Raw genomic sequence first — 22,913 nt, forward strand, 5'->3', positions numbered from 1 at the left:
TTAAGGTAATGTAAATCGGGCTACTTTACCGGCAGTATACCCAGAAAGGTCGACAGGTTCACTTGCTAATCGCATTTCCACACCTTCTGGAGCACCTAAAATAATGCTGTAAGGTTTTTCTCCATCTAATGAGAAACTGTTGCCTGCTTTTTTAACCCCGGTAGAGAGCACTTTACCTGTGGCATCTTTTACTTGGATCCAGCAGTCCGCCGTAAATGTCATAAAGAGCTCACTCGATGAGACTTCAACAGGCGCTTGTGGCTCTGGGCTCTCAGTTTGAGCAACAACGTCTTCAACGATCTCAACCGGTGCTTCTGCAACTTCTGCTTCTGGCTCTGATTGTTCGGTGACTGACTCTGGTTGAGTGTCTTGTTCAATGACGCTGGCTTCACGCTGCTGGGCATCACGGTCGATACTCGGTGAAGCGGGTTCATTAGAAGCTGGTGCTATAATTTCAACAACCGGTTCAGTCTCTAGAGCTGGGTCACTTTGTTCGTTGACAATTTCTTGCGGCGCGTCTATCTCTACACCGTTGTTTTGCTGGCTTTGCCACCACCACAGTGAAGATATACCAATTAAGATAATCACGATCACATAAGTCAATCGCATCAAGTTATTGTCGTGCTTTTCGTTCTTGGTTTTTCTGGAGAAGCTTTGCAAGGCGGAGTCGCCCGCAGCACTTGGATTGTGCTGTTCGTAAGCGGCAAGCACATCGTGCTCTTTGAGGCCGACAATTTTTGCATAAGAGCGTAAGTACCCTTTAACAAAGGTGTCGACTTGCCCGAGATCGAATTCATTTTTATCGATCGCGTCGATGGTGGTTTCACGTAATCTAAGTCTATCGGCAACCTGTTTTTGGCTCATGCCAAGCGCAAGACGTTGCTTTCGCAATAAATCACCCGCCAACTCAATCGGAGGAGTTTGAGACTGTTCTGTTTGCTGTTCTGCGTTATCGTGCAGTTGACTCTGTTCGTTCATGAATTATCTGTTTTGATATTACTGCGATACGGGTAGTTGTCGCTCGAGAAGGTGCTGATATTCATCCACCATACTCCAATTGTCAGCTTGTTTTTCTAGTTCTATCAACAATGTAATGCTATTAACGTGGTACCCGTACCTTTGATGAAACCTATGTAATCGAAGCCTAGCATTAGCTCGATCACCCTGTGCTATTTCCAGTTTCGCTAACTGCAACGTGGCTTGAAAGCGCAGCGGTTGATGTTCAGTCGCACGCTGGAAAAACTCGAATGCTTGTTGTTTATCTTCTGCTTGTAATGCGCATAACCCGGCGTTTTCATAACTGGCCGCTGTCTGATAGTAATCAGGCTGGGCAATTGCTTGCTCAAAATAGTGCAGCGCTTGCTCGTATTCTCTCTGCGAGCAGAGAAATGCTCCATAATTATTGTATAAATCACCCCGTTGCTGAACCGTTGCAATACCTCGCAGATAGGCTGCATGCGTTTTGTTCAGCTCGCCGACGCTTTGATAATAGTAGGCAATGGCCAAATGGCTAGCGGCTAACTCGGGAGCAACTCGCATAGCTTTGGTAAAATTTTGCTTAGCTTTTGCACTATCACCAGATTCTAAGTAGTTGAAACCTAGTTCAATTCTTGAAATCGCAGCTTTTTTATTATCGACCTCAGCGACAGGCTCTGTCACTGTAACACAGCCTATCGAAGTACTGACAATAAAAATGGTTATCAATCTACTAAACATTGAGCTTACCTACGTAAAATTGGACGCAGAGCTCATTTTTAGGAATCTCTCAGAGTTTAGAGAGACTTAACTTCAATTGGTTCCGCGCTTTTCAACTGTTTTGTTCGCTTAGTGCGGTCGATCACATCACCAACCAGTTGACCACAGGCTGCATCGATGTCATCCCCACGAGTTTTACGAACCGTTACCGTAAAATCGTACTGCATCAATGTTTTCATAAAACGGTCGATGCGCGAATTACTTGGCTTCTTATAAGGTGAACCAGGATAAGGGTTAAATGGAATCAAATTGACTTTGGCTGGGGTATCTTTTAGCAAGTCTGCGAGCTGCCTTGCATGTTCCATGTCGTCATTGACATGATCCAACAAGATATATTCGACCGTGACCTTGCCTCGGTTTGCATTAGACGATTCAATATATCGACGTACCGAGCCTAAAAAGTCTTGAATGTTCCAACGGTCGTTAATTGGCATGATTTCACTGCGCAACTCATCTGTTGGAGCGTGCAAAGAAATGGCTAACGCAACATCAATGGTGCCAGTCATCTGATCCAAACCAGACACAACACCCGATGTGGATACTGTTACTCGACGCTTTGACAACCCAAAACCCAAGTCATCTAGCATAAGCTCTAGCGCGGGGATGAGGTTTTTCATGTTGAGCAGGGGCTCGCCCATGCCCATCATGACGACATTGGTGATTGGGCGTCGGCCAGTGTCTTTTTGCAGACCTATCTCTCTTGCCGCGCGCCATACTTGTCCAATAATTTCAGACACTCGAAGGTTACGATTAAACCCTTGCTGAGCGGTAGAGCAAAACTTGCACTCAAGAGCACAGCCAACTTGCGACGACACACACAATGTCGCTCGGTCTTCATCAGGAATGTACACGGTCTCGACGTCTTGGTCTCCGACACGCATTGCCCATTTGATGGTACCGTCCGATGAATGCTGGGCTTCTGACACGACAGGTGCTTTTACCTCTGCCACACGCTTTAGCTTTTCGCGTAGCTTCTTATTGAGGTTGGTCATTTCGTCGAAGTTATCAATACCGTAGTGGTATATCCACTTCATCACCTGTTCGGCACGAAAGGCTTTTTCACCGAGATCTTCGGTAAAGTATTGACGAAGTCCATTACGGTCAAGATCCATCAAATTCACTTTCGCTTGAGTCATGTTGCCTCTTTCATTCTCGAGATTGGTTGAGTCTGCTGTCATCGCAGTCTCAGTCTAAATAGGGCGCGAATTGTACAGGGTTTGGTCACCGACAACAAGGGTGAGAATACCCACATAAAAAGGCCGGTCACCTAAGTGACTGACCTTTAAGTATAGCGCTCATTTTTCTAGAAATTAACGTGGGCAGATTTCTGATGGAGCAAAGAAAAACTCAATTTCACGAGCTGCAGATTCAGGGCTGTCCGAGCCGTGTACTGAGTTATGACGCATACTCAGTGCAAAGTCAGCACGAATCGTTCCACACGCGGCTTCTTCTGGGTTGGTTTTACCCATCAACTCACGGTAACGAGTAATTGCATTTTCACCTTCCAGAACCTGAACCATTATTGGGCCAGACGTCATAAACGCTTTCAAGTCCTCAAAGAAGGGTTTGCCATCATGCTCAGCGTAAAATCCACTTGCTTGCTCTTCAGTAAGGTGAACCATCTTAGAGGCAACAATCTGCAGACCCGCTTTCTCAAAACGGTTGTAGATTTCTCCAATGAGGTTACGTTTTACCGCGTCAGGCTTCACTATAGAAAAAGTTTTTTCAATCGCCATTTCAATTCCTTTTTATAATTTGTTGGCATTTCTAGATAACCACAATTACCTAGTGTGTTCAGTCTCAATGTAGCGATTGTTGATCTGTTAAGCACGACAGCTCACCAATCGCATAGGGATCATCAAGAATAAAAGCTATTGAGCTTTAGTTTGCAAAATATTGGCTAACGTACGGATGCCGACACCCGTTGCACCGGCAGACCATTTATCGGTCGAAGACTTACGGTACGTGGCCGCGCAGTCAACATGCATCCAATTGTTTTTATAGTCGTCGACAAAGTAAGACAAAAACGCTGCTGCGGTACTTGCACCCGGTGAGTAATCACCGCTGCCGATGTTGGACAAATCGGCAAAGTTTGAAGGCAACATACCACGATGGAAGTCGGCCAATGGCAGACGCCACATACCTTCTTTTTCATCATTGGCACTCTTTAGTGCCACTTCAGCAAGCGCATCGTCGAAAGACATAAGCGCATGATAATCGTTACCCAGAGCGTTTTTAGCTGCACCTGTTAGGGTCGCACAATCAACAATAAACTCAGGGTCTTGAGCAGAAGCGTACATTAGGCCATCGGCCAATACTAAGCGACCTTCGGCATCGGTATTCATGATCTCGACTGTTTTACCGTTTTTATAGGTGATCACATCACCCAGCTTCAAAGCACGTCCAGAAACCATGTTCTCTGCACAACATAGGATCAGTTTTACGCGTTTATTTAAACCACGCATGATAGACAACGCCATACCACCGGTCGCCGTTGCGGCTCCGCCCATATCGGCTTTCATCGACGTCATAAAGTTAGAAGGTTTTAAACTGTAACCGCCTGAATCAAAAGTGATCCCTTTACCTACTAGACAGGCAAATACCGGTGCGTTTTCGTCACCAGTAGGGTTGTAATCCAGTTGCAGCATTGCCGACGTTCTGTCTGAACCTCGACCGACTGCATAAATCCCTTCCCAGCCTTCGGTAAGAAGATCTTTGTCTTTGACAATTTTGTACTTAACATGCTCTGGTGATAACGACTTAATAAATTCCGCCGCCATAGTTGCTAACTGGCGTGGTGCAACCTCTTCACCTGTTTTATTGATGATATCTCGAGTCCAGTCTGATGCTTTAATTCGAGCTTCAAGCTCTGCTTGCGCATCATCAGATAGAGTGTCCCAAGAAACTTTGCCGTGTTTTTTTGGATTACGATAGCCTTGATAAAACGCCCATACTTCTTCTAGATCCCAACTTTCACCTTGTAAATGAAGCTCGCGGATACCTTGCCCATCCAGTTTTCGGGCAGCTTTTTGAATCGCACCTAAGTCGTGAGAGTCATTAAGGTGAATTGATGCACCTTGATCATTGAACGAAAGTATCGCGTTATCGCCCCATTGTGGGCCCGCGCTTTGATTAGTCAGTGTAATGTTCATCAGTGATGACATGGAGTCTCCTTGTTAGCGCTCTTGCATCGGCGCTTTATTCAGATGTATTTAGCCAAATTAGGTCGGCTATTATGCCTAGATATGGTGTCAGAAATATAAAAAGCGAGGCCTGCGCCTCGCTTTTTCTTGATTTTTGTTAACTAAGTTACATTATTTAACGCTAGTCTCGTTCATCTAACCAGCACATAACAATGGCTTCTAGTATTTTTTCATTAGAATGGTTGGGATCATCATCAAACTCCTCCAACTCCATTACCCATTGGTGCAAGTCAGTAAAACGAACCGTGGTTGGCTCTAAGTCCGGAAACTTATCCACCAACTCAATCGCAATATCGCGGGTATCTATCCACTTTAAACTCATGGTCGCTCCTCAATATAGTCCATTAATCTTGAAACGCTCTTGCTACAGAGTGCTCATGATACTCTGAAGCATTAATGATCTTCTGACGCGTGGTTAAGCGTGTACTTTGGAATTTCTACTACAAGATCCTCGTCGGTCACCTTAGCTTGACAGCCAAGTCGCGACTCAGGTTCAAGGCCCCAAGCTTTATCCAGCATGTCATCTTCCAACTCATCGCTTTCATCCAATGAGTCAAACCCTTCACGAACCACAATATGGCACGTTGTACACGCGCATGATTTTTCACATGCGTGCTCAATGCCAATGCCATTTTTTAAGGCTACGTCGAGGACGGTTTCGCCACTATTGGCTTCTAGTACTGCACCTTCTGGGCACAAATCATCATGAGGTAAAACTATAATCTTCGGCATGTTAAAACGTTCCCTAAAACTTAAATATCTTCGACTTTCTGGCCCGCTAAGGCCTGACGAATCGATTTGTCCATTCGGCGTGATGCAAACTCTTGGCTGGCTTTATCGGTTTGCTTGATGCCTGTTTCGATGGCGCTAGTATCCTGACCGTTACGCAGTTCAATAAGCGCCTCAATGGACTTAATTAACGTGTCGCGCTCTTCGTCGGTAAGCAGTTCATCCCCATCTTGCGACATGGCCGCAAGTAGGTCTTCAATAACACGGTCAGCTTCTACGCGCTGCTCAGCCAGAGCTCTGGCTTGCATGTCTTGTTGTGCGTGACTCATTGACTCTTTAAGCATTCGAGCCACTTCGTCATCGCTGAGTCCGTATGACGGTTTCACTTGAATCTCAGCTTGCACTCCGGTGCTCTTTTCCATAGCCGTCACCGACAGTAAGCCGTCGGCATCCACTTGATAAGTTACGCGAATATGCGCCGCGCCTGCGGCCATTGGAGGAATACCTTTGAGGGCAAATTTGGCCAATGAGCGACAATCGTCAACCATCTCGCGCTCACCTTGCACAGTGTGCACCGTCATCGCGGTTTGTCCATGCTTAAAGGTGGTGAATTCTTGCGCTCTAGCCACTGGGATAGTGGTGTTTCTTGGAATAATTTTCTCTACCAAGCCACCCATAGTTTCAATGCCCAATGACAGAGGCAATACGTCGAGCAGTAGCATTTCTGAGTCGGGTTTGTTGCCAGCGAGAATGTCTGCCTGAATTGCCGCACCAATGGCGACAACTTCATCTGGGTTAATGCTGGTTAACGGCTGTTTATCAAAAAACTCACCCACCATAGACCGAACAAGAGGAGTACGAGTTGACCCACCCACCATGACCACTTGCATAACGTCGTCGCCATCCACCTGTGCATCACGAAGAGTTTTACGACTGGCAAGCAACGTCTTTTTAATTAGTGGGCGAATGATATCGTCAAACTGCTCGCGAGAAATTTGGCCTTCCCAGCCCAACACCGAGATAGAAGCAACCTCATTATTCGACAAATCTATTTTTGCTTGTGTCGCAGCGTGAGTCACTGCGCGGCGTTCATGAGCATTCAAGCTAAGCTTACCCATTTGCTGCTGAATGTGCTCAACTAATAGATGGTCAAAGTCGTCACCACCTAAGGCTGAATCACCTCCAGTCGCTAACACTTCAAACACCCCTTTAGATAGGCGAAGAATAGAGATATCGAAGGTACCACCGCCAAGATCATAAACAGCAATAATGCCCTCTTGACCTGAATCTAGCCCATAGGCGATAGCGGCTGCAGTTGGTTCATTCAACAAGCGTAAAACCGTTAGACCAGCTAATTTGGCAGCATCTTTTGTCCCCGCACGTTGAGCATCATCGAAGTAAGCCGGCACGGTAATAACGACTCCCGTCAACTCCCCCTCTAAAGCTGTCTCAGCGCGATTGGCTAATGCTTTAAGAATATCAGCAGAGACTTGAATCGGGTTTTTGTCACCCGCCGACGTTTGCAATACCGGCAAACCGTTATCACTTGCGACCATTGAATAAGGCAGATTTGGATAACGCTCGCTTACGTCGCTCAAAGAGCGCCCCATTAAACGCTTCACCGATACGACCGTGTTTTGAGGATCGGTTTCGGAATGAGCCAATGCATCAAATCCAAGCTCCACGCTTGTCGGAGTATAATGGACTACCGATGGTAATGTGGCACGGCCTTGACTGTCTAAAAGTGGCTTAGCTTCGCCACTGCGTACGGTGGCAACCAATGAATTTGTGGTTCCGAGGTCAATACCAGCGGCAAGCTTATGTTGGTGTGGCGCCGAGCTTTGTCCTGGTTCGGCAATTTGAAGTAAAGGCATGACTATCCTAGTGTTAAATACCGAAATGGAGGTCGTTAATCGAGTAGACTCTCTTCGACGCGTTCCACTTCATTTGCTAATTTTTCGATAAACTTAAGCTTGCGAACACCATCGGCAGCCTCATCCCAAGCAGATTGCTCAAGTAGGTCTTGCACGGTGTTTAACGCGCTTTTATGCATTTTCCGCACCTTGGCGTCAAAGTCAAATAAGCCGTCTTCTGGCTCGGGTCCTTCTGCAATAGATTCTAGCTCTTCTCGTAGTTCCATTTGCTCCATCAAGAACATCGGGTCTTGCAAAGTTTGCTGCTCCCCACGAATATCCACACCGTGCAACGAGAGCATATATTCTGCGCGTAAAATCGGGGATTTTAGTATCCGGTAAGCATCGTTAATTTGCGATGCTTTTTGCACGGCCTTTAACTGCTCACTATCACCTTGAGACGCAAAGTTATCTGGGTGAAATTGGCGCTGCAAGTCACGGAAGCTAGAAGAAAGAAGGCTACCATCCAGTTGAAACTGAAGCGGTAGCCCAAAGAGTTCAAAATGATTCATCGATACAACAACATCCAAAGTTAGATCGAGGTGGTCAAGCCAACCTAAACGTTAAAGCTTTCGCCACAACCGCATTCGCTTTTCGCATTGGGGTTGTTAAATTCGAAACCTTCATTGAGTCCTTCTTTCACATAATCCAGCTCTGTTCCGTCTAAGTACACTAGGCTTTTAGCGTCAATGATTACGCGAATACCTTGGTCTTCAAAAACGGAGTCTTCTTCATTGAGATCATCAACAAATTCCAGAACGTAAGCCATCCCCGAGCAACCTGTGGTTTTAACGCCAAGACGCAATCCTACGCCTTTACCGCGGTTTTCTAAAAAGGCTTTGACGCGAGTTGCTGCTGCTTGTGAAAGTGTAATGGCCATACTTCAACCTGTATTATGTTTCTAAAAGGTGCTACCTCACTATGAGGTAGCCACTTGGATTGATTAATCGTGTTTCTTTTTGTAATCCGCAACAGCGGCTTTAATAGCGTCTTCTGCAAGAATTGAACAGTGAACTTTTACCGGAGGAAGCTCAAGTTCTTCTGCAATTTCAGCATTCTTAATTGCGGCAGCTTCGTCTACGGACTTGCCTTTCACCCACTCAGTGACTAGAGAGCTCGATGCGATAGCAGAACCACAACCATAGGTCTTAAATTTTGCATCTTCAATGATGCCTTCTGGTGTCACTTTAATTTGCAGCTTCATTACGTCGCCACAAGCGGGTGCACCCACCATGCCACTGCCCACATTTGGGTCTTCCTTATCGAATGAACCAACGTTGCGTGGGTTTTCGTAGTGGTCTAAAACTTTTTCACTATATGCCATGATTAATTCCTCACTTCCTCTATCTGGTTAATCTACGTGATTGGATTAGTGGTGCGCCCACTCAACCGTATCGAGATCAACTCCCTCTTGATACATATCCCATAGAGGTGACATGTCGCGTAATTTGTTAACAGCTGTTTTGATTTGTTCAACAGCGTAATCTATTTCTTCTTCCGTGGTGAAACGACCAAATGAGAAGCGAACTGAACTGTGTGCCAATTCGTCGTTTAAACCTAGAGCACGTAATACATACGACGGCTCAAGACTGGCAGATGTACAGGCAGAGCCAGACGATACCGCGAGATCTTTTAGTGACATAAGCAGTGACTCGCCTTCAACAAACGCAAAGCTTACGTTTAAGTTGTGCGGGACTCGCTGATCAAAATCACCGTTCACCGTTACCGCTTCCATCTCGTTGACGCCTTTCCACAAACGGTTACGCAATGCTAGCGCATGGTCGTAATCTTTTTGCATGTCTTCTTTTGCGATACGGAATGCTTCACCCATGCCCACAATTTGGTGGGTTGGAAGTGTACCAGAACGGAAACCGCGCTCGTGACCACCGCCGTGCATTTGTGCTTCTAGGCGAATACGAGGCTTGCGTCGTACGTAAAGTGCGCCAATGCCTTTCGGGCCGTAAATTTTATGAGCAGAGAATGAAATCAAGTCGACTTTCATTTCTTGGACATCAATCGGCAATTTACCTGCAGATTGAGCAGCATCAACATGAAAAATGATCTTGCGGTCACGACACACTTCGCCCATAGCAGCAATGTCTTGAACCACACCAATTTCGTTATTCACATGCATGATTGACACTAAGATCGTATCTTCACGCATCGCGTCTTGTAGTTTTTGCAGATCGATCAAGCCGTTTGTTTCAGGCTCTAAATACGTAACTTCGTATCCTTCACGCTCAAGCTGACGACATGGGTCAAGCACGGCTTTATGCTCAGTTTTGCTGGTAATGACATGCTTACCTTTTTTACCGTAAAAGTGTGCAGCACCCTTAATGGCCAAGTTATCGGATTCAGTAGCACCAGACGTAAACACAATCTCGCGTGGATCGGCATTAATAAGATCGGCAATCTGCTCACGAGCGGTATCAACCGCTTCTTCCGCCTGCCAACCATATCGGTGAGAGCGTGACGCAGGGTTACCAAAGGTGCCGTCCATAGTCATGAACTGAACCATTTTTTCAGCAACACGAGGATCAACTGGGCAAGTCGCTGAATAATCTAAATAAATCGGCAGTTTCATTTAATACTCCGTCAAAAACTGTTTCGTTACGAACGCATGTTTACGCCAATGGTCGCGGCAGACGCCTTTTGACCAAGTCCGTGGTTTACCGCCAAGTCTACATCTTGTCGGTCTGAAAGTTCTAATACTTCGTTATCCACCATTAGCTCACCAAGCGTAATGTTGTCTAAGAAGTCGCTGATGCGCGAGCTTAAGTCTCTCCACAATGTGTGAGTTAAGCAACGAACACCGCCTTGGCAATCACCTTTGCCTTGACATTTGGTCGCATCGACAGATTCGTCGACGGCACCAATAATCGTGCCGATAGAAATGGCTGTTGGCTCTAAGCCAAGTCTGTAGCCACCACCTGGTCCACGAATACTCGAGACCAATCCGGCTTTTCTTAATTTAGAAAAAAGCTGCTCTAAATAGGAGAGCGATATTCCTTGTCGCTCCGAGATATCAGCCAGCGGCACTGGATTCGTCTGCGCATGCAGAGCGACATCAAGCATCGCGGTTACTGCATATCTACCTTTTGAAGTCAGTCTCATTGTCGGTTCCCTCTTTACTACATAAGGGAAGTGTTCCATACCTGACTAAAAGGGTCAAGTATTTATTTGACTAAAACAGTCAGGTATTTAGCCCCACATTTTAAGTGGTTAAATTTCAATCACTATTTTGCGGCTTTTTCTTTTCAATCGAGGTCAAAATGCCTCGTAAAATATTCAATTCTTGTAACTCTGGGCGCGCTCGATTAAACAATCGGCGTAATTTATTCATTACCAAAGTCGGCTGTTTCTGAGATAGAAATTGGGTATCGATGAGGACTTTTTCAAGGTGTTCATAAAACATTTCTAGCTCTTTGTGTCGAGGGTACTCTTGTACCTGCTCTTTATATGCAGAACGCTGATGTTCTAGAAACGCCATGCGAATTTCATACGATACCGTTTGTACTGCCATTGCTAAGTTCAACGAGCTGTATTCAGGGTTAGCAGGAATACCTAAATGATACTGACACAATTGCAGTTCTTCGTTGGTTAGACCGGTTCTTTCTCGTCCAAAAACAACCGCAACATTTCCGGTTAACGCTTGCTCAATCGCTTTTTGGCCACATTCGCGTGGTTCAACAAATGGCCAGTTTAAATTGCGAGAGCGAGCGCTGGTACCAAAGACCAACTCACAGTCTGCAACGGCTTCTTCTAGCGTGGCAACAATCTTAGCGTTGGTAGCGACATCACCCGCCCCTGAAGCCAGCGCCAAAGTTTGTTCGTCAACTTCGCATTGTGGATCCACTAAAACCAGTTGCTCAAGCCCCATGACTTTCATTGCCCTGGCTGCGGAGCCAATATTACCTGAATGAGAGGTACCAACTAATACAACTCGTACTTTGTTCAACATAAGCTATCTTTTCTTAGTGAGTGTGTGGATCGGCGCCGATCCTAGCAAATTTGGACCATGAACTACAGTAGCAACTTTTCTATACTCCCCATAGGTAGAATCGATGACACAGACCTTGATGACTAAAAAATAAGCACTTCCTTTTTGGATGAAACTTGGTATACTGCGCGCCGCTTTAGTTCTTTAACATCTGTTGGGTATTTTGATATGCATCCTATGCTGAATATCGCTATTCGCGCTGCGCGAAAAGCAGGCAATCACATTGCTAAATCTCTAGAAAACGCTGATAAGATTGAATCTACTCTTAAAGGCAACAACGACTTCGTGACAAACGTCGATAAAGAAGCCGAGTCTCTAATTATCGAAACCATCAAAGCCTCTTATCCTGAACACAGTGTTGTGGCAGAAGAAAGTGGACTTCAAGAAGGTAAAGATAGCGATGTACAATGGATCATTGACCCACTGGATGGCACTAATAACTTCGTAAAAGGTATCCCACACTTCTCAGTCTCTATCGCCGTTCGTATGAAAGGCCGAACTGAAGTTGCGTGTGTTTACGATCCAATGACCAACGAACTGTTCACCGCCACTCGTGGTGCTGGTGCACAACTCAATAACTCCCGTATCCGTGTAAAACAAGCAAAAGACCTTCAAGGCGCAATCATTGCCACAGGTTTCCCATTCAAGCAGAAGCAACATTCTGAGTCATACTTTAAAGTCATGAGCTCGATGTTTACTGAAGTTGCGGATTTCCGTCGCCAAGGTTCAGCTGCACTGGATCTATGCTACCTAGCCGCTGGTCGTGTTGACGGATTTTTTGAACTAGGCCTTAAGCCTTGGGATATTGCTGCCGGCGATCTAATTGCTCGTGAAGCAGGCGCCATCATCACAGATTTTTCAGGCCGTACTGAATACATGAAGTCTGGCAACATTGTTGCTTCGTCTCCACGTGGTGTTAAAGCGATGCTTAAACATGTACGTGAGAACGCTAACGAAGGTATGTTGAAGTAATTTTTTGACAGCATGAATATCAATAACGGGAGATGGGCTAACAAGCCCGTCTCCCGTTTTTTTATTTCACGCAATGAACTTTGATTAATGGCGGCTGAGGATGCGCCGTGTTAATGCTATAAATCACACCACAGCGTTGAGTATTTTGCTTAACAATCCACACAGTCAGAAAACCTTGCGGCATGACAACATTGGGCGTCTCAATACGCCACTGTTGATCCAACTTATTTAGCAGTAGACTCAACCCATCTTCTGATGGCTCAGGGTAGCCATAAATCAGTTTGATCGATCCATTGTCATAAAGCTCTGCTTGTCTCTGGCCTTCGAGGCTATGCTGAGTCGCTATCACATTCACCTGTTGGGTGTATTGCTCTAGCATTGACCGTATGGGACTGTACTCCGAAATCTCGCCCTTATCGCACCCTGTAAGGCCTAATAACGCAATGCCCAATAAAAAAAGGAGCGCCGATGCGCCCCTTATTTGATAGCCAGCAATCATTAGCTCGCCGCTTTCACTGCGTCTGCAATAGTTTGTGCACAGCGCAACACTTGCGCACCGTCTTCGCCCTCGACCATAACTCGAATCAAAGGCTCGGTACCTGATTTGCGCAGTAATACGCGCCCCTTATCGGCTAACTCAGCTTCAGCATCTGACACCGCTGCAAGTACGCTTGCCGCGTTCATTGGATCGCTGTCACCTTCAAAACGAACATTGATCAACTCTTGGGGGTAAAGTGTCATTCCCTGAGAAAGCTCACTAAGTGACATTTCGCTTCCTACCACGGAGGCAAGGACTTGCAAGCTAGCAACGATCGCATCGCCTGTCGTCACTTTATCCAGAAGGATCACATGCCCTGAGTTCTCTGCGCCAATTAGCCAGTCACGCTCAAGCAGCTTCTCCATGACGTATCGATCGCCAACCGAGGCACGTACAAACGGAATGCCTAGCTGTTTTAGACCATTCTCCATACCTAGGTTGGTCATAAGCGTACCGACTACACCACCTTTAAGTTCACCACGTCGTAGGGCATCACGTGCAATGATGTAGGCAATTTGGTCGCCATCTATCTTGTTGCCAAGATGGTCAACCATGATAATACGGTCACCATCACCATCAAAGGCTAAGCCAAGGTCAGCCTGTTCTTCTACAACGCGTGCTTGTAGCGCTTTGACGTCCGTAGCACCAACTTCATGGTTAATGTTGGTCCCGTTGGGTTCAATACCCATAGCGATGATCTCTGCACCCAGCTCTTTAAAAACACTTGGCGCAATGTGATACGTTGCGCCATGTGCACAATCGATCACTATTTTTAGCTTAGCGAGGCTTAGCTCTTTAGGGAATGTACTTTTACAAAACTCGATGTAGCGGCCGGCAGCATCATCCAATCGAGTCGCTTTACCTAATAGCGCAGAATCGACACATTCAATATCTTTGTCCAGCTCAGCTTCGATAGCAAGCTCTATATCATCCGGCAACTTTGTCCCTTCTGACGAAAAGAACTTAATGCCATTATCGTAATAGGGATTGTGAGAGGCCGAAATAACAATACCAGCTTCCGCACGAAAAGTTTGCGTTAAATACGCTACCGCTGGAGTCGGCATGGGTCCGGTAAACGTTGCTTTCAAGCCAGCGGCTGCGAGTCCAGCTTCTAATGCGGATTCCAACATATAACCCGAAATACGAGTATCTTTACCAATTATTACTTTTTTTGTGCCTTGCTTGGCGAGAACACGTCCTGCAGCCCAGCCCAACTTTAATACGAAGTCTGGAGTGATCGGATATTGCCCTACTTTTCCGCGAATACCATCTGTACCGAAATAGCGTCTGCTAGCCATAAATTAACCTTTATTATTGATATTAACTAATTGTAATTGTTGTACGATTTTAAGCGCATCGACTGTTTCTGCAACGTCGTGCACTCTTATTATTTGTGCGCCTTTTTGAGCCGCAATAGTCGCGGCTGCAACACTAGCCGCAACACATTGGTTAGGTGCTTTATCGAGAAGTTTAAACAACATCGATTTACGCGACATGCCTGCCAAAATAGGCACCCCTAGTGAGTGAAACTCACCTAAAGCACTCAATAATTGATAGTTGTGCTCGAGAGATTTTCCAAAGCCAAATCCTGGGTCTAAGATCAGCCGCTCTCGTTGAATACCAACACGATCGCAATCAATCATTCGCTGTCTCAGAAACGCCGCAACATCACTAACAACATCATTATAAGTCGGATTGTGCTGCATAGAGCGAGGTTGACCTTGCATATGCATCAAACAGATAGGTGCGTCACACTCTGCAGCAGCCTCTAAAGCCCCAGGCTCTTGCAATGCTCTCACATCGTTAATTATATCAGCGCCTGCCTCAATGGCCTCTCTCATGACCTGAGCCTTGCTGGTGTCGATGGATATCCAAACATCAGATTCTGCTCTAAGCGCTCTAATCACCGGAATGGTTCGCTGTAGCTCTTCTTCTAGTGCCACTTCTGGTGCGCCGGGCCGTGTTGATTCTCCACCAATATCTATGATGGTCGCACCGTGCTCAATCATTAGCTTTGCATGAGCTAAAGCATCCGTTATTGCGTTGTGCTGTCCACCATCAGAGAAAGAGTCAGGTGTTGTGTTGAGTATCCCCATCACTTGAGGCGTCGATAAGTCTAAAGCTTTGTGCTTGTGGTTAAGTTGCATAACATTATTAATATTGAATTGTGCCACTCGATAAGTTTCCTTACCCCATGAATAGCAGAAAACCCCGAGCAAGCTCGGGGTTTATGTTTAATTACGATACTTACTCTGCGTCTTTAGACTGCGTTGCATCATCGGTTGGCGCATCTTGCTTAGGTTCAGCGCTACTATCGGCTTTACCTTCGGCTTTAGTTGGCTCTTCCTGTTTTGCGTTGGCGTCGTCTGACTTGTCGTGTCGAGATTTGTTTGACTCTTCAGTCGCTCGAGATTGATCGCCCCACCCAGCAGGTTCACGGATCTCTTCTTTACGCTCCATAAGGTCGTCAATCTGACCCGCATCAATGGTTTCATATTTCATCAATGCGTCTTTCATGGAGTGCATGATATCCATGTTTTCTTCTAGGATTTGCTGTGCACGAGCGTAGTTGCGGTCGATGATTTGACGAATTTCGTCATCAATCAATTTCGCGGTATCGTCTGACATGTGTTTAGTCTGCGTTACACTACGACCCAAGAACACCTCACCCTCTTCTTCTGCATAAAGAAGTGGACCTAGTTTCTCAGAGAAGCCCCATTGGGTGACCATCTTACGAGCAATGTCTGTCGCACGTTCGATATCGTTTGACGCGCCCGTAGACACTTTATCTGCACCGTAGATAAGCTCTTCAGCCAAGCGTCCACCATACAAGCTAGAAATCATTGACTCTAGGTGTTGGCGAGACATGCTCACACGATCTTGCTCAGGCAAGTACATGGTTACACCTAATGCACGACCACGAGGAATGATAGATACCTTGTACACAGGATCGTGCTCAGGAACCAATCGACCAACAATGGCGTGGCCCGCTTCGTGATAAGCCGTGGACTCTTTAATGTCTTCAGACATCACCATAGAGCGGCGTTCTGCGCCCATCATGATTTTATCTTTAGCCAGTTCGAACTCAACCATCGATACGTTACGCTTGTTACCGCGAGCAGCAAAAAGTGCGGCTTCGTTTACAAGGTTAGCAAGATCTGCACCGGAGAATCCTGGAGTACCACGTGCAATCAGTGACGGTTCTACGTCCCCTGCCAGCGGTACTTTACGCATATGCACTTTAAGAATTTGCTCACGGCCACGCACATCAGGAAGACCTACAACCACTTGACGGTCAAATCGACCAGGACGTAGCAGTGCAGGGTCCAATACGTCAGGACGGTTGGTCGCAGCGATAACGATAATACCTTCGTTACCCTCAAAGCCATCCATTTCAACCAGCATTTGGTTTAGTGTTTGTTCACGTTCATCGTGACCACCACCAACACCTGCGCCACGTTGACGACCTACAGCATCGATTTCATCGATAAAGATAATACAAGGCGCTGCTTTTTTGGCTTGCTCAAACATGTCACGGACACGAGACGCACCCACACCGACAAACATTTCAACAAAATCAGAACCTGAAATGGTAAAGAACGGCACTTTCGCTTCACCTGCGATTGCTTTTGCAAGCAAGGTTTTACCTGTACCAGGAGGACCTACCATCAGTACGCCCGTCGGGATCTTGCCGCCCAGTTTTTGGAAGCGGCTAGGGTCGCGCAAGTAGTCTACCAGCTCTTTAACGTCTTCTTTCGCTTCGTCACAGCCTGCAACATCAGCGAACGTCGTTTTAATTTGTTCTTCGCTCATCATGCGAGCTTTACTCTTACCGAACGACATGGCGCCTTTGCCACCGCCGCCTTGCATTTGACGCATGAAGAATATCCATACACCAATCAGTAAGATCATTGGGAACCATGAGATGAAGATCGTGCCTAGAAGGCTCTGCTCTTCTGGTGGTGTACCCGTTACTTTCACTTTTTGGTTGATCAAATCGTCAAGTAACTTGGTATCGTAGACCGGCATATAAGTCACATATCGTGAGCTGTCATTACGATAAAAGATGATCTCTTTATCGTTAATCTGTGCTTCACGGACTTGTCCTTGACCCACTTCCTGTATAAACGTGGTGTAATCCACGGTACGACCGTTGCCGTCGCTTGGTCCAAAGCTTTGGAAAACCGACATCAACACTACTGCAATAACGAGCCACAGTATTAGATTTTTTGCCATGTCACTCAAGGTGTCAGCCCCTAGTTAACTAGTTGTAATAAAAAGTAGATTACTACAGAACGAACTCTGTAGCCACGCGAAATAGTATAAATGTAATAGTAAATGATAATCGCTCGCTTACCTAGCGCACTCCCTTCATTTACAGGGTTTTTACTTAAAAACGTTAACCTTTGTAACCCATTGCAACAATTTAGACATTACTAGAGCGTGCGAGAAAAGGGTCAGGCATACGAATCTTTGTTGATATGAACACTCTACGAAAGCTTTAAACATAGTGATCAAAACGTTCGCCCTATAACACTTTTACCACGAGCGCTCAGTAACTGCTAACTCTTGACCAGACAATCCAACATCCGTTGCACTAGACTCACGGAACTTTCTTGGACCTAAGCAATGTTGCTTACCTTTTTGCAGACTTAATGGTCAAAGGTGCTCAACAAAGCTGGTGCATCGTAAAAGTGATAACTAGACTATTCATGGTAAAAGTATAGTCTTGAGTTGTATATGCAGTTACACTATCGACTTTTCAACCCTATTAACAAAGATTTTTGGCCGCACTATGAAATTAAGCACCAAACAAAAGCAGCATCTAAAAGGCTTAGCACACCACCTTAAACCTGTGGTATTGCTTGGCGCAAACGGATTGACAGAAGCTGTACTAGCGGAAATCGAGATCGCACTGGATCACCACGAGTTGATCAAAGTGAAGGTCGCTTCTGAAGATCGCGAAACAAAAGGCCTGATCATTGACGCCATTATTCGCGAAACAGAAGCCGAAAAAGTACAAACCATTGGTAAAGTACTCGTGATCTATCGCCCTAGCGAAGAGCGCAAAATCGAACTGCCTCGCAAATAGAGTCAGTAAAACGAGAAAAGGCTGCCAATGGCAGCCTTTTTTAATGCGTAAGACATCGGGTCTTAGATGTATTCGACTTTATCGATTTCAAAGTCTTTCGCGCCACCAGGAGTTTGGATAGACACTTCATCACCTTCTAGCTTACCAATAAGGCCACGAGCGATTGGTGAGCTCACTGAGATTTTACGCGCCTTAATGTCCGCTTCGTCATCGCCGACAATTTGATAGGTAAACTCTTCATCAGTGTCGACGTCAATGACCGTAACCGTAGTGCCAAAGATTACTTTGCCTGTATTTTCCATATTGGCAACGTCGATCACCTGCGCAACAGACAGTTTGTATTCAATATCGCGGATCTGTGCTTCGCAAATACCTTGCTCTTCACGTGCGGCATGATACTCGGCATTCTCTTTTAAATCGCCTAGCTCACGAGCTTCGGCAATCGCTTGAGATATTTGTGGGCGCAGTTTTAATAGACGCTCTAATTCTGTTTTAAGTAACTGCTCGCCTTGAGCAGTCATAGGTACTTTTTCCATTTTATTCCTCAATCTCTAAACGACTCGGCTTCTGATTTATCGTACCGAGCAAACTTTAGAGCAACAAAAGCCCACTCAGTGAAAACTAAGTTAGGCAGATTAATTGGATGTTTGAATCAGTTTACCCAAAATACACCGATAGATCATCACTCTTTGGTTTTTGCACTTCAACAATTGCGATTAAACGCATTTGAACGCCTAGAAAAAACTGACTAACTCACATCTGGAAAACATAAGTCAATATAGCGTAACGGCAAGCGGCTTTTTAAAAACACCTTCACGTTACACCTTACTAACATAGCCTAAAACAGATTATGGGGGACATATTGTTTCTTTAACAAATGAACATGACGCTTGAATGAATACGCTTAAAAACCTTGTGCACTGACTCACGAATCCACTCAAAACTCACCGCAAAAACGGCACCTAAATCAAAAAACAGATAAAAAATTATTATTTCGCACTTCCAGCAAGACAATCAAAAAAAAACATCAATAGCAACAAAAACAATTAGTTACCACTAAAAGTCAGCCACTCCATCTTTATAAATTTGATATTTTGACATCATTTTACTAACCCAAGGGGAACAAATTAAGCAGACTGACATCGAGCGCTATTTGTACTGCTTAACAAGTACACTCGATTATATCGTGAATAAACAAGCGCATTGATGGACAAACTAAACTAGGAAAAACCCAAGATGAACAAGAAGTTGATTGCACTAGCTATCGCTGGTGCCACTATGGCAACAACTGCACACGCAGCAGAACTTTACAACAACGGCGACTCTACTTTTTCTGTAGGTGGTCACCTTTCTCTTTCTGTAGCTGGTTCTGACGAAGGCGATGTAGGCGTAACAAGCAACTCTCCGCGTATCAACATGGAAGCGACTCACAACTTGGGTGCTGGTTACACGATGGACGTTAAAGGTGAGTGGGCAACTAACCTTCTAAACGGTGGTGAGCAAGCGTTCACAACTCGTCTAGGTTACATGGGCATTACTCACGACGTATACGGTCGCGCAGTAGCAGGTACTCAGTGGGCACCTTACTACGACGTTGCTGGCGTTGCTGATATGCCAATCGCATTTGCTAACGACTTCATCTACGAAAACCACGGTAACCTAGGTACTGGTCGTGCAGAAGCGATGCTTTCTTACCGCAACAGCTTTGACTTTGGTGATGCAGGTGCATTCAACCTAGGTCTTGCTCTTCAAGGTCGCAACGACGACACGTCAAAGGGTGGCGAATTTAACGATGCTGGCGACTACGTAGAAACAACTTCTGGCGCTAAATACGGTAACCGTGCTCAAATCGCACTTGGCTACGACATCATGGACTTTGGTCTAGGTTACGCCTACAACACCGGTGACTTTACTGAAGCTGGTTCAAGCACGTCTAAAACTGCTGAGTCTCACGTATTGTCAGCGAAATACGGCTCTTACGGCAACGGTCTATACGTTGCAGGTGTTTACGCGAAAAACGAAAACATGCAAGAGTACACTAACTACAGCCGTGGCGGTTTCCCAACAGTTGCTGATGGTACAATCGAAGACGCAAACTCTTACGAATTCCTAGTAGCTTACGCCCTATCTAACAGCCTAAACCTATCTGTTAACTACGAAGGTGTAGAAGATGCTGCAGCAAGCAAGACGGTATACAGCCAGTCTGCAATCCAAGCTGAGTACAACTTCACTCCGAAGTTTGTTGGCTTCGCTGGTTACCAAATCGACCTTGGTAACGACTACGATAGCGAAAAAGACAACAAGTGGAACATCGGTGCACGTTACTACCTATAATGCGTAACGTCTAATCTCGAAGCCCTGCCACTGGCAGGGCTTTTTGTTTTTGTTATACTGCGCAACAACTGTCGTTGAAGTTGCCACTCATGTTCAAGATTTTCTTAACCTTTTTTGCCCTTTTGTTTTCGTCCTCGGCGTGGACTGCTCCCTTCGAGGGTATCGAGTATCTACCTGCTGGTAGTCGTGCTGCTATCTATGTCGCATCAGAGCAAGGCGCTGATATTGTTTATAATAGTGAACAACTTCTTCCACCGGCCAGCACACTTAAAATTCTCACCGCTCTTACCGCAAAAATCGAGCTTGGTGACGACTTTCAATTTGTCACTCAACTACAAAAAAGCGACCGCGATCTATTCTTAAGCTTTTCTGGTGACCCTAGATTAGCCCGCTCCGACATAAAAAAGCTTCTCCAAGAATACAAAACTCAACACGGAAACATCATCCCTGGCAATCTTTACATTGATGACCGTCAGTTTACTGGGTACGAGAAAGCCCCTGGTTGGCCATGGGATAACTTAGGCGTGTGTTATAGCGCTCCATCGAGTGTTGTTACTCTTGATGACAACTGTATTCAAGGATCAATATCTAGTTTGGCGACCGGTCAAACTCGTGTCTACGTGCCACCTCATCAGCCTATTGAAGTCTCAACGGATGCGATAACCCTAACCAAAGACCAACAGAAAATTCAGCATTGCGATCTTGAATTAACCACTTTTGGTAATACCTACCGACTCGCGGGATGCATGGCAGAAAGAAGCAAACCACTACCGTTAAAGTTTGCAATACAAGATACCCGCAGCTACGTATCGGCAACCTTGAGAGGATTGCTCTCAGAACTCAATATTTCGTTGCAAGGTGTGATTATTACCCGTGCAAAACGAGACACACCAGATGAGCTCACCTTAGTCGCTGAGCATCGTTCTGCGCCGTTGACTGATTTGCTCAAGATTATGCTTCAAGAGTCGGATAACCTAATCGCCGATAACGTACTAAAAGCTGTAGGTCGTTCTTACTACCAAGCACCTGGAAGCTTCTCAAACGGTGCTGCAGCGATGAAAGCGATACTGGAATACCACACTAAAACGAACTTAGATTATGCTCAGTTTTTCGATGGCTCAGGGCTGTCACGCAATAACAAAATCACGGCCAGTCAATTAGCCGCAGTTTTGGAATACGTTCAACTTAATGACCACACACTGAATTTTATTGAACTGCTACCAAAAGCTGGCGTGGATGGTACCTTAAAGTATCGCAGCAGCATGCGCGGTGATGATATTAAAGGCCAATTAGCAGCGAAAAGTGGTTCACTGTTTGGAAGCATCAATATGGCAGGGTTCTCATTTGACGCGCAAGGCGAGCCAAGCAAATGGTTTGTACAGTTGATTGCCGACTATCATCCACCGCAAAGTGAAACGCCTGCGACACCGGTAGAAGCACCTTACACATCGTTTGAGAAGGCGTTCTACCGACAGTTACTTGCCGATTAACAAGCTAAGATAGCCCGAGGTACCAGTTTACTGTTGTGAAATAGATCCAGACACCTGAAATGTCCACCAGCGATGCGAGTATAGGGCTCACCATAACAGCAGGATCCATCTTCATTTTGTGAGCAATCAAGGGCATAATTCCTCCAAGTAACGTGGATAACATAATTTGCACACTCAATGCTATTGCGATTGCGATGGCGATGAGCTCTATATCAAACCCACCGGTACTGTTGCTATCTCCAACAAAAATAATTCGTCCGACCATCACAGCTGAAACAATCACCGCAATCCAAACCGCAATTCGACTCTCCTTTCTTAACACTCTAAACCACTGCTTTGGCGAAATATTACCTAACGCCAAGCCCCGAGTGATCAAGGTTGCAGCTTGGGTTCCGGTGTTACCACCTGCGGCCGCAATGACTGGCATGTAAACCGCCAATAGCAGTAACTGACTTAAAGTATCTTCGTACGAAGCGATGATTAAACCCGATACAATGCCAAACAACGCTAAAAGGACAATCCAAGGAGCGCGTTGCTTGACGTGAGTAAATGTTGAAAGCTCGAAGTAGTCGCTCTGCTTAGAAAGGTCAAAAGAAACCCCTAATAAGCTAGAGAGTTGGCGAGCTTTATCTGAAAACCCTTGATGTTGCAATTCGAGCAATAGTTCTTGCACATGACCGACGGCGCATAGCTTCAACGTACTAAGCACATCATTCAGCTCACTCTCTTTTATCCAAAGAATTTGATCGGCTTGGCACAGAGACGAAAAGGTAGAAAGGTCCAATGCATGGCACTGAACAGACGCAGATGAGATCTGCGTTTTATAAGATACGGCTGACATAAATGCCCCTTATTTCACATATGACTAAGGCTAAATGTGGGAAAGG

24 protein-coding genes are annotated in these 22,913 nt (G+C 45.7%); 4 read left to right on the forward strand and 20 right to left on the reverse strand.

The window, feature by feature from the left end:
* The 14 genes from rodZ to trmJ all read right to left on the reverse strand — a co-directional run bounded on the left by rodZ (position 1) and on the right by trmJ (position 11,561).
* The gene (rodZ, locus tag JQC93_RS19580; RefSeq protein ID WP_205160019.1) at positions 1 to 978 is read right to left on the reverse strand and encodes a cytoskeleton protein RodZ; all 978 of its coding nucleotides are present in this window, start codon (positions 976 to 978) and stop codon (positions 1 to 3) included.
* A gap of 18 nt (positions 979 to 996) precedes the next feature.
* Positions 997 to 1,716 carry a type IV pilus biogenesis/stability protein PilW gene (pilW, locus tag JQC93_RS19585; RefSeq protein ID WP_205160020.1) on the reverse strand — a complete coding sequence of 240 codons (720 nt, stop codon included), beginning with the start codon at positions 1,714 to 1,716 and terminating at the stop codon, positions 997 to 999.
* Between the two features lie 56 nt (positions 1,717 to 1,772).
* Positions 1,773 to 2,891 (reverse strand): bifunctional tRNA (adenosine(37)-C2)-methyltransferase TrmG/ribosomal RNA large subunit methyltransferase RlmN, encoded by a 1,119-nt coding sequence (locus JQC93_RS19590; RefSeq protein ID WP_205160043.1) that lies wholly within the window; start codon positions 2,889 to 2,891, stop codon positions 1,773 to 1,775.
* A 174-nt stretch (positions 2,892 to 3,065) separates the two neighbouring features.
* Positions 3,066 to 3,491, reverse strand: coding sequence for a nucleoside-diphosphate kinase (gene ndk / locus JQC93_RS19595; RefSeq protein ID WP_205160021.1), 426 nt, complete (start codon positions 3,489 to 3,491; stop codon positions 3,066 to 3,068).
* A 135-nt stretch (positions 3,492 to 3,626) separates the two neighbouring features.
* Positions 3,627 to 4,919 carry an aminopeptidase PepB gene (gene pepB, locus JQC93_RS19600; protein WP_205160022.1) on the reverse strand — a complete coding sequence of 431 codons (1,293 nt, stop codon included), beginning with the start codon at positions 4,917 to 4,919 and terminating at the stop codon, positions 3,627 to 3,629.
* 160 nt (positions 4,920 to 5,079) lie between these two features.
* Entirely contained in the window at positions 5,080 to 5,280 is a 201-nt protein-coding gene (gene iscX / locus JQC93_RS19605; protein ID WP_205160023.1) for a Fe-S cluster assembly protein IscX, read from the reverse strand.
* Between the two features lie 71 nt (positions 5,281 to 5,351).
* Positions 5,352 to 5,690: an ISC system 2Fe-2S type ferredoxin gene (gene fdx, locus JQC93_RS19610; protein ID WP_205160024.1), complete on the reverse strand. Its 339-nt coding sequence runs from the start codon at positions 5,688 to 5,690 to the stop codon at positions 5,352 to 5,354.
* A gap of 20 nt (positions 5,691 to 5,710) precedes the next feature.
* The gene (hscA, locus tag JQC93_RS19615; protein WP_205160025.1) at positions 5,711 to 7,561 is read right to left on the reverse strand and encodes a Fe-S protein assembly chaperone HscA; all 1,851 of its coding nucleotides are present in this window, start codon (positions 7,559 to 7,561) and stop codon (positions 5,711 to 5,713) included.
* Positions 7,562 to 7,596: 35 nt separating this feature from the next.
* Entirely contained in the window at positions 7,597 to 8,112 is a 516-nt protein-coding gene (gene hscB / locus JQC93_RS19620) for a co-chaperone HscB (protein ID WP_205160026.1), read from the reverse strand.
* 44 nt (positions 8,113 to 8,156) lie between these two features.
* Positions 8,157 to 8,480, reverse strand: a complete 324-nt coding sequence (gene iscA / locus JQC93_RS19625) for an iron-sulfur cluster assembly protein IscA (protein ID WP_084888338.1) — start codon at positions 8,478 to 8,480, stop codon at positions 8,157 to 8,159.
* A gap of 63 nt (positions 8,481 to 8,543) precedes the next feature.
* Entirely contained in the window at positions 8,544 to 8,924 is a 381-nt protein-coding gene (iscU, locus tag JQC93_RS19630; RefSeq protein WP_084888336.1) for a Fe-S cluster assembly scaffold IscU, read from the reverse strand.
* Positions 8,925 to 8,969: 45 nt separating this feature from the next.
* Positions 8,970 to 10,184 (reverse strand): IscS subfamily cysteine desulfurase, encoded by a 1,215-nt coding sequence (locus JQC93_RS19635; protein ID WP_205160027.1) that lies wholly within the window; start codon positions 10,182 to 10,184, stop codon positions 8,970 to 8,972.
* 26 nt (positions 10,185 to 10,210) lie between these two features.
* Complete coding sequence (gene iscR, locus JQC93_RS19640; protein WP_084888332.1) at positions 10,211 to 10,714, reverse strand: Fe-S cluster assembly transcriptional regulator IscR; 504 nt, start codon at positions 10,712 to 10,714, stop codon at positions 10,211 to 10,213.
* A 115-nt stretch (positions 10,715 to 10,829) separates the two neighbouring features.
* Positions 10,830 to 11,561 carry a tRNA (cytosine(32)/uridine(32)-2'-O)-methyltransferase TrmJ gene (gene trmJ, locus JQC93_RS19645; protein ID WP_205160028.1) on the reverse strand — a complete coding sequence of 244 codons (732 nt, stop codon included), beginning with the start codon at positions 11,559 to 11,561 and terminating at the stop codon, positions 10,830 to 10,832.
* A gap of 207 nt (positions 11,562 to 11,768) precedes the next feature.
* Here trmJ and suhB point away from each other — a divergent pair, with 207 nt between their 5' ends.
* Entirely contained in the window at positions 11,769 to 12,572 is an 804-nt protein-coding gene (gene suhB, locus JQC93_RS19650) for an inositol-1-monophosphatase (protein WP_205160029.1), read from the forward strand.
* A 61-nt stretch (positions 12,573 to 12,633) separates the two neighbouring features.
* Here suhB and JQC93_RS19655 read toward each other — a convergent pair whose 3' ends face one another.
* The 4 genes from JQC93_RS19655 to ftsH form a co-directional block, all read right to left on the reverse strand.
* Positions 12,634 to 13,071: a hypothetical protein gene (locus JQC93_RS19655; protein WP_205160030.1), complete on the reverse strand. Its 438-nt coding sequence runs from the start codon at positions 13,069 to 13,071 to the stop codon at positions 12,634 to 12,636.
* Positions 13,071 to 14,408: a phosphoglucosamine mutase gene (glmM, locus tag JQC93_RS19660; protein ID WP_205160031.1), complete on the reverse strand. Its 1,338-nt coding sequence runs from the start codon at positions 14,406 to 14,408 to the stop codon at positions 13,071 to 13,073. Before glmM ends, JQC93_RS19655 begins: the two co-directional genes overlap by 1 nt.
* A gap of 3 nt (positions 14,409 to 14,411) precedes the next feature.
* Positions 14,412 to 15,257 carry a dihydropteroate synthase gene (gene folP, locus JQC93_RS19665; protein WP_205160044.1) on the reverse strand — a complete coding sequence of 282 codons (846 nt, stop codon included), beginning with the start codon at positions 15,255 to 15,257 and terminating at the stop codon, positions 14,412 to 14,414.
* A 100-nt stretch (positions 15,258 to 15,357) separates the two neighbouring features.
* Positions 15,358 to 17,346 carry an ATP-dependent zinc metalloprotease FtsH gene (gene ftsH, locus JQC93_RS19670; protein WP_205160032.1) on the reverse strand — a complete coding sequence of 663 codons (1,989 nt, stop codon included), beginning with the start codon at positions 17,344 to 17,346 and terminating at the stop codon, positions 15,358 to 15,360.
* Positions 17,347 to 17,905: 559 nt separating this feature from the next.
* On the opposite strand from ftsH, the gene yhbY reads away from it, so the two are divergent.
* The gene (gene yhbY, locus JQC93_RS19675; protein ID WP_205160033.1) at positions 17,906 to 18,202 is read left to right on the forward strand and encodes a ribosome assembly RNA-binding protein YhbY; all 297 of its coding nucleotides are present in this window, start codon (positions 17,906 to 17,908) and stop codon (positions 18,200 to 18,202) included.
* Positions 18,203 to 18,264: 62 nt separating this feature from the next.
* Here the strand turns inward: yhbY and greA are convergent, their stop codons facing one another.
* Entirely contained in the window at positions 18,265 to 18,738 is a 474-nt protein-coding gene (gene greA, locus JQC93_RS19680) for a transcription elongation factor GreA (RefSeq protein ID WP_205160034.1), read from the reverse strand.
* 700 nt (positions 18,739 to 19,438) lie between these two features.
* Here greA and JQC93_RS19685 point away from each other — a divergent pair.
* Positions 19,439 to 20,536: a porin gene (locus tag JQC93_RS19685; protein WP_205160035.1), complete on the forward strand. Its 1,098-nt coding sequence runs from the start codon at positions 19,439 to 19,441 to the stop codon at positions 20,534 to 20,536.
* Between the two features lie 89 nt (positions 20,537 to 20,625).
* The gene (gene dacB / locus JQC93_RS19690; RefSeq protein WP_205160036.1) at positions 20,626 to 22,026 is read left to right on the forward strand and encodes a D-alanyl-D-alanine carboxypeptidase/D-alanyl-D-alanine endopeptidase; all 1,401 of its coding nucleotides are present in this window, start codon (positions 20,626 to 20,628) and stop codon (positions 22,024 to 22,026) included.
* A gap of 4 nt (positions 22,027 to 22,030) precedes the next feature.
* Here the strand turns inward: dacB and JQC93_RS19695 are convergent, their stop codons facing one another.
* Positions 22,031 to 22,867, reverse strand: a complete 837-nt coding sequence (locus JQC93_RS19695) for a magnesium transporter (protein ID WP_205160037.1) — start codon at positions 22,865 to 22,867, stop codon at positions 22,031 to 22,033.
* Positions 22,868 to 22,913 lie beyond the last annotated feature (46 nt).

This window comes from Vibrio ulleungensis (assembly GCF_016900875.1).
GTDB classification, from domain to species: Bacteria; Pseudomonadota; Gammaproteobacteria; order Enterobacterales; family Vibrionaceae; genus Vibrio; species Vibrio ulleungensis.

Excerpts from the sequence above, each read along its gene's own strand:
- JQC93_RS19655 (WP_205160030.1), bottom strand. The coding sequence starts at position 13,071 with ATGATTGCTGGCTATCAAATAAGGGGCGCATCGGCGCTCCTTTTTTTA.
- iscU (WP_084888336.1), bottom strand. The coding sequence starts at position 8,924 with ATGGCATATAGTGAAAAAGTTTTAGACCACTACGAAAACCCACGCAAC.
- iscR (WP_084888332.1), bottom strand. The coding sequence starts at position 10,714 with ATGAGACTGACTTCAAAAGGTAGATATGCAGTAACCGCGATGCTTGAT.
- ndk (WP_205160021.1), bottom strand. The coding sequence starts at position 3,491 with ATGGCGATTGAAAAAACTTTTTCTATAGTGAAGCCTGACGCGGTAAAA.
- hscB (WP_205160026.1), bottom strand. The coding sequence starts at position 8,112 with ATGAATCATTTTGAACTCTTTGGGCTACCGCTTCAGTTTCAACTGGAT.
- pepB (WP_205160022.1), bottom strand. The coding sequence starts at position 4,919 with ATGTCATCACTGATGAACATTACACTGACTAATCAAAGCGCGGGCCCA.
- iscA (WP_084888338.1), bottom strand. The coding sequence starts at position 8,480 with ATGGCCATTACACTTTCACAAGCAGCAGCAACTCGCGTCAAAGCCTTT.
- suhB (WP_205160029.1), top strand. The coding sequence starts at position 11,769 with ATGCATCCTATGCTGAATATCGCTATTCGCGCTGCGCGAAAAGCAGGC.
- rodZ (WP_205160019.1), bottom strand. The coding sequence starts at position 978 with ATGAACGAACAGAGTCAACTGCACGATAACGCAGAACAGCAAACAGAA.
- glmM (WP_205160031.1), bottom strand. The coding sequence starts at position 14,408 with ATGGCTAGCAGACGCTATTTCGGTACAGATGGTATTCGCGGAAAAGTA.
- iscX (WP_205160023.1), bottom strand. The coding sequence starts at position 5,280 with ATGAGTTTAAAGTGGATAGATACCCGCGATATTGCGATTGAGTTGGTG.
- yhbY (WP_205160033.1), top strand. The coding sequence starts at position 17,906 with ATGAAATTAAGCACCAAACAAAAGCAGCATCTAAAAGGCTTAGCACAC.
- fdx (WP_205160024.1), bottom strand. The coding sequence starts at position 5,690 with ATGCCGAAGATTATAGTTTTACCTCATGATGATTTGTGCCCAGAAGGT.
- dacB (WP_205160036.1), top strand. The coding sequence starts at position 20,626 with ATGTTCAAGATTTTCTTAACCTTTTTTGCCCTTTTGTTTTCGTCCTCG.
- trmJ (WP_205160028.1), bottom strand. The coding sequence starts at position 11,561 with ATGTTGAACAAAGTACGAGTTGTATTAGTTGGTACCTCTCATTCAGGT.
- JQC93_RS19685 (WP_205160035.1), top strand. The coding sequence starts at position 19,439 with ATGAACAAGAAGTTGATTGCACTAGCTATCGCTGGTGCCACTATGGCA.
- JQC93_RS19695 (WP_205160037.1), bottom strand. The coding sequence starts at position 22,867 with ATGTCAGCCGTATCTTATAAAACGCAGATCTCATCTGCGTCTGTTCAG.
- ftsH (WP_205160032.1), bottom strand. The coding sequence starts at position 17,346 with ATGGCAAAAAATCTAATACTGTGGCTCGTTATTGCAGTAGTGTTGATG.
- hscA (WP_205160025.1), bottom strand. The coding sequence starts at position 7,561 with ATGCCTTTACTTCAAATTGCCGAACCAGGACAAAGCTCGGCGCCACAC.
- pilW (WP_205160020.1), bottom strand. The coding sequence starts at position 1,716 with ATGTTTAGTAGATTGATAACCATTTTTATTGTCAGTACTTCGATAGGC.
- JQC93_RS19635 (WP_205160027.1), bottom strand. The coding sequence starts at position 10,184 with ATGAAACTGCCGATTTATTTAGATTATTCAGCGACTTGCCCAGTTGAT.
- JQC93_RS19590 (WP_205160043.1), bottom strand. The coding sequence starts at position 2,891 with ATGACTCAAGCGAAAGTGAATTTGATGGATCTTGACCGTAATGGACTT.
- greA (WP_205160034.1), bottom strand. The coding sequence starts at position 18,738 with ATGGAAAAAGTACCTATGACTGCTCAAGGCGAGCAGTTACTTAAAACA.
- folP (WP_205160044.1), bottom strand. The coding sequence starts at position 15,257 with ATGCAACTTAACCACAAGCACAAAGCTTTAGACTTATCGACGCCTCAA.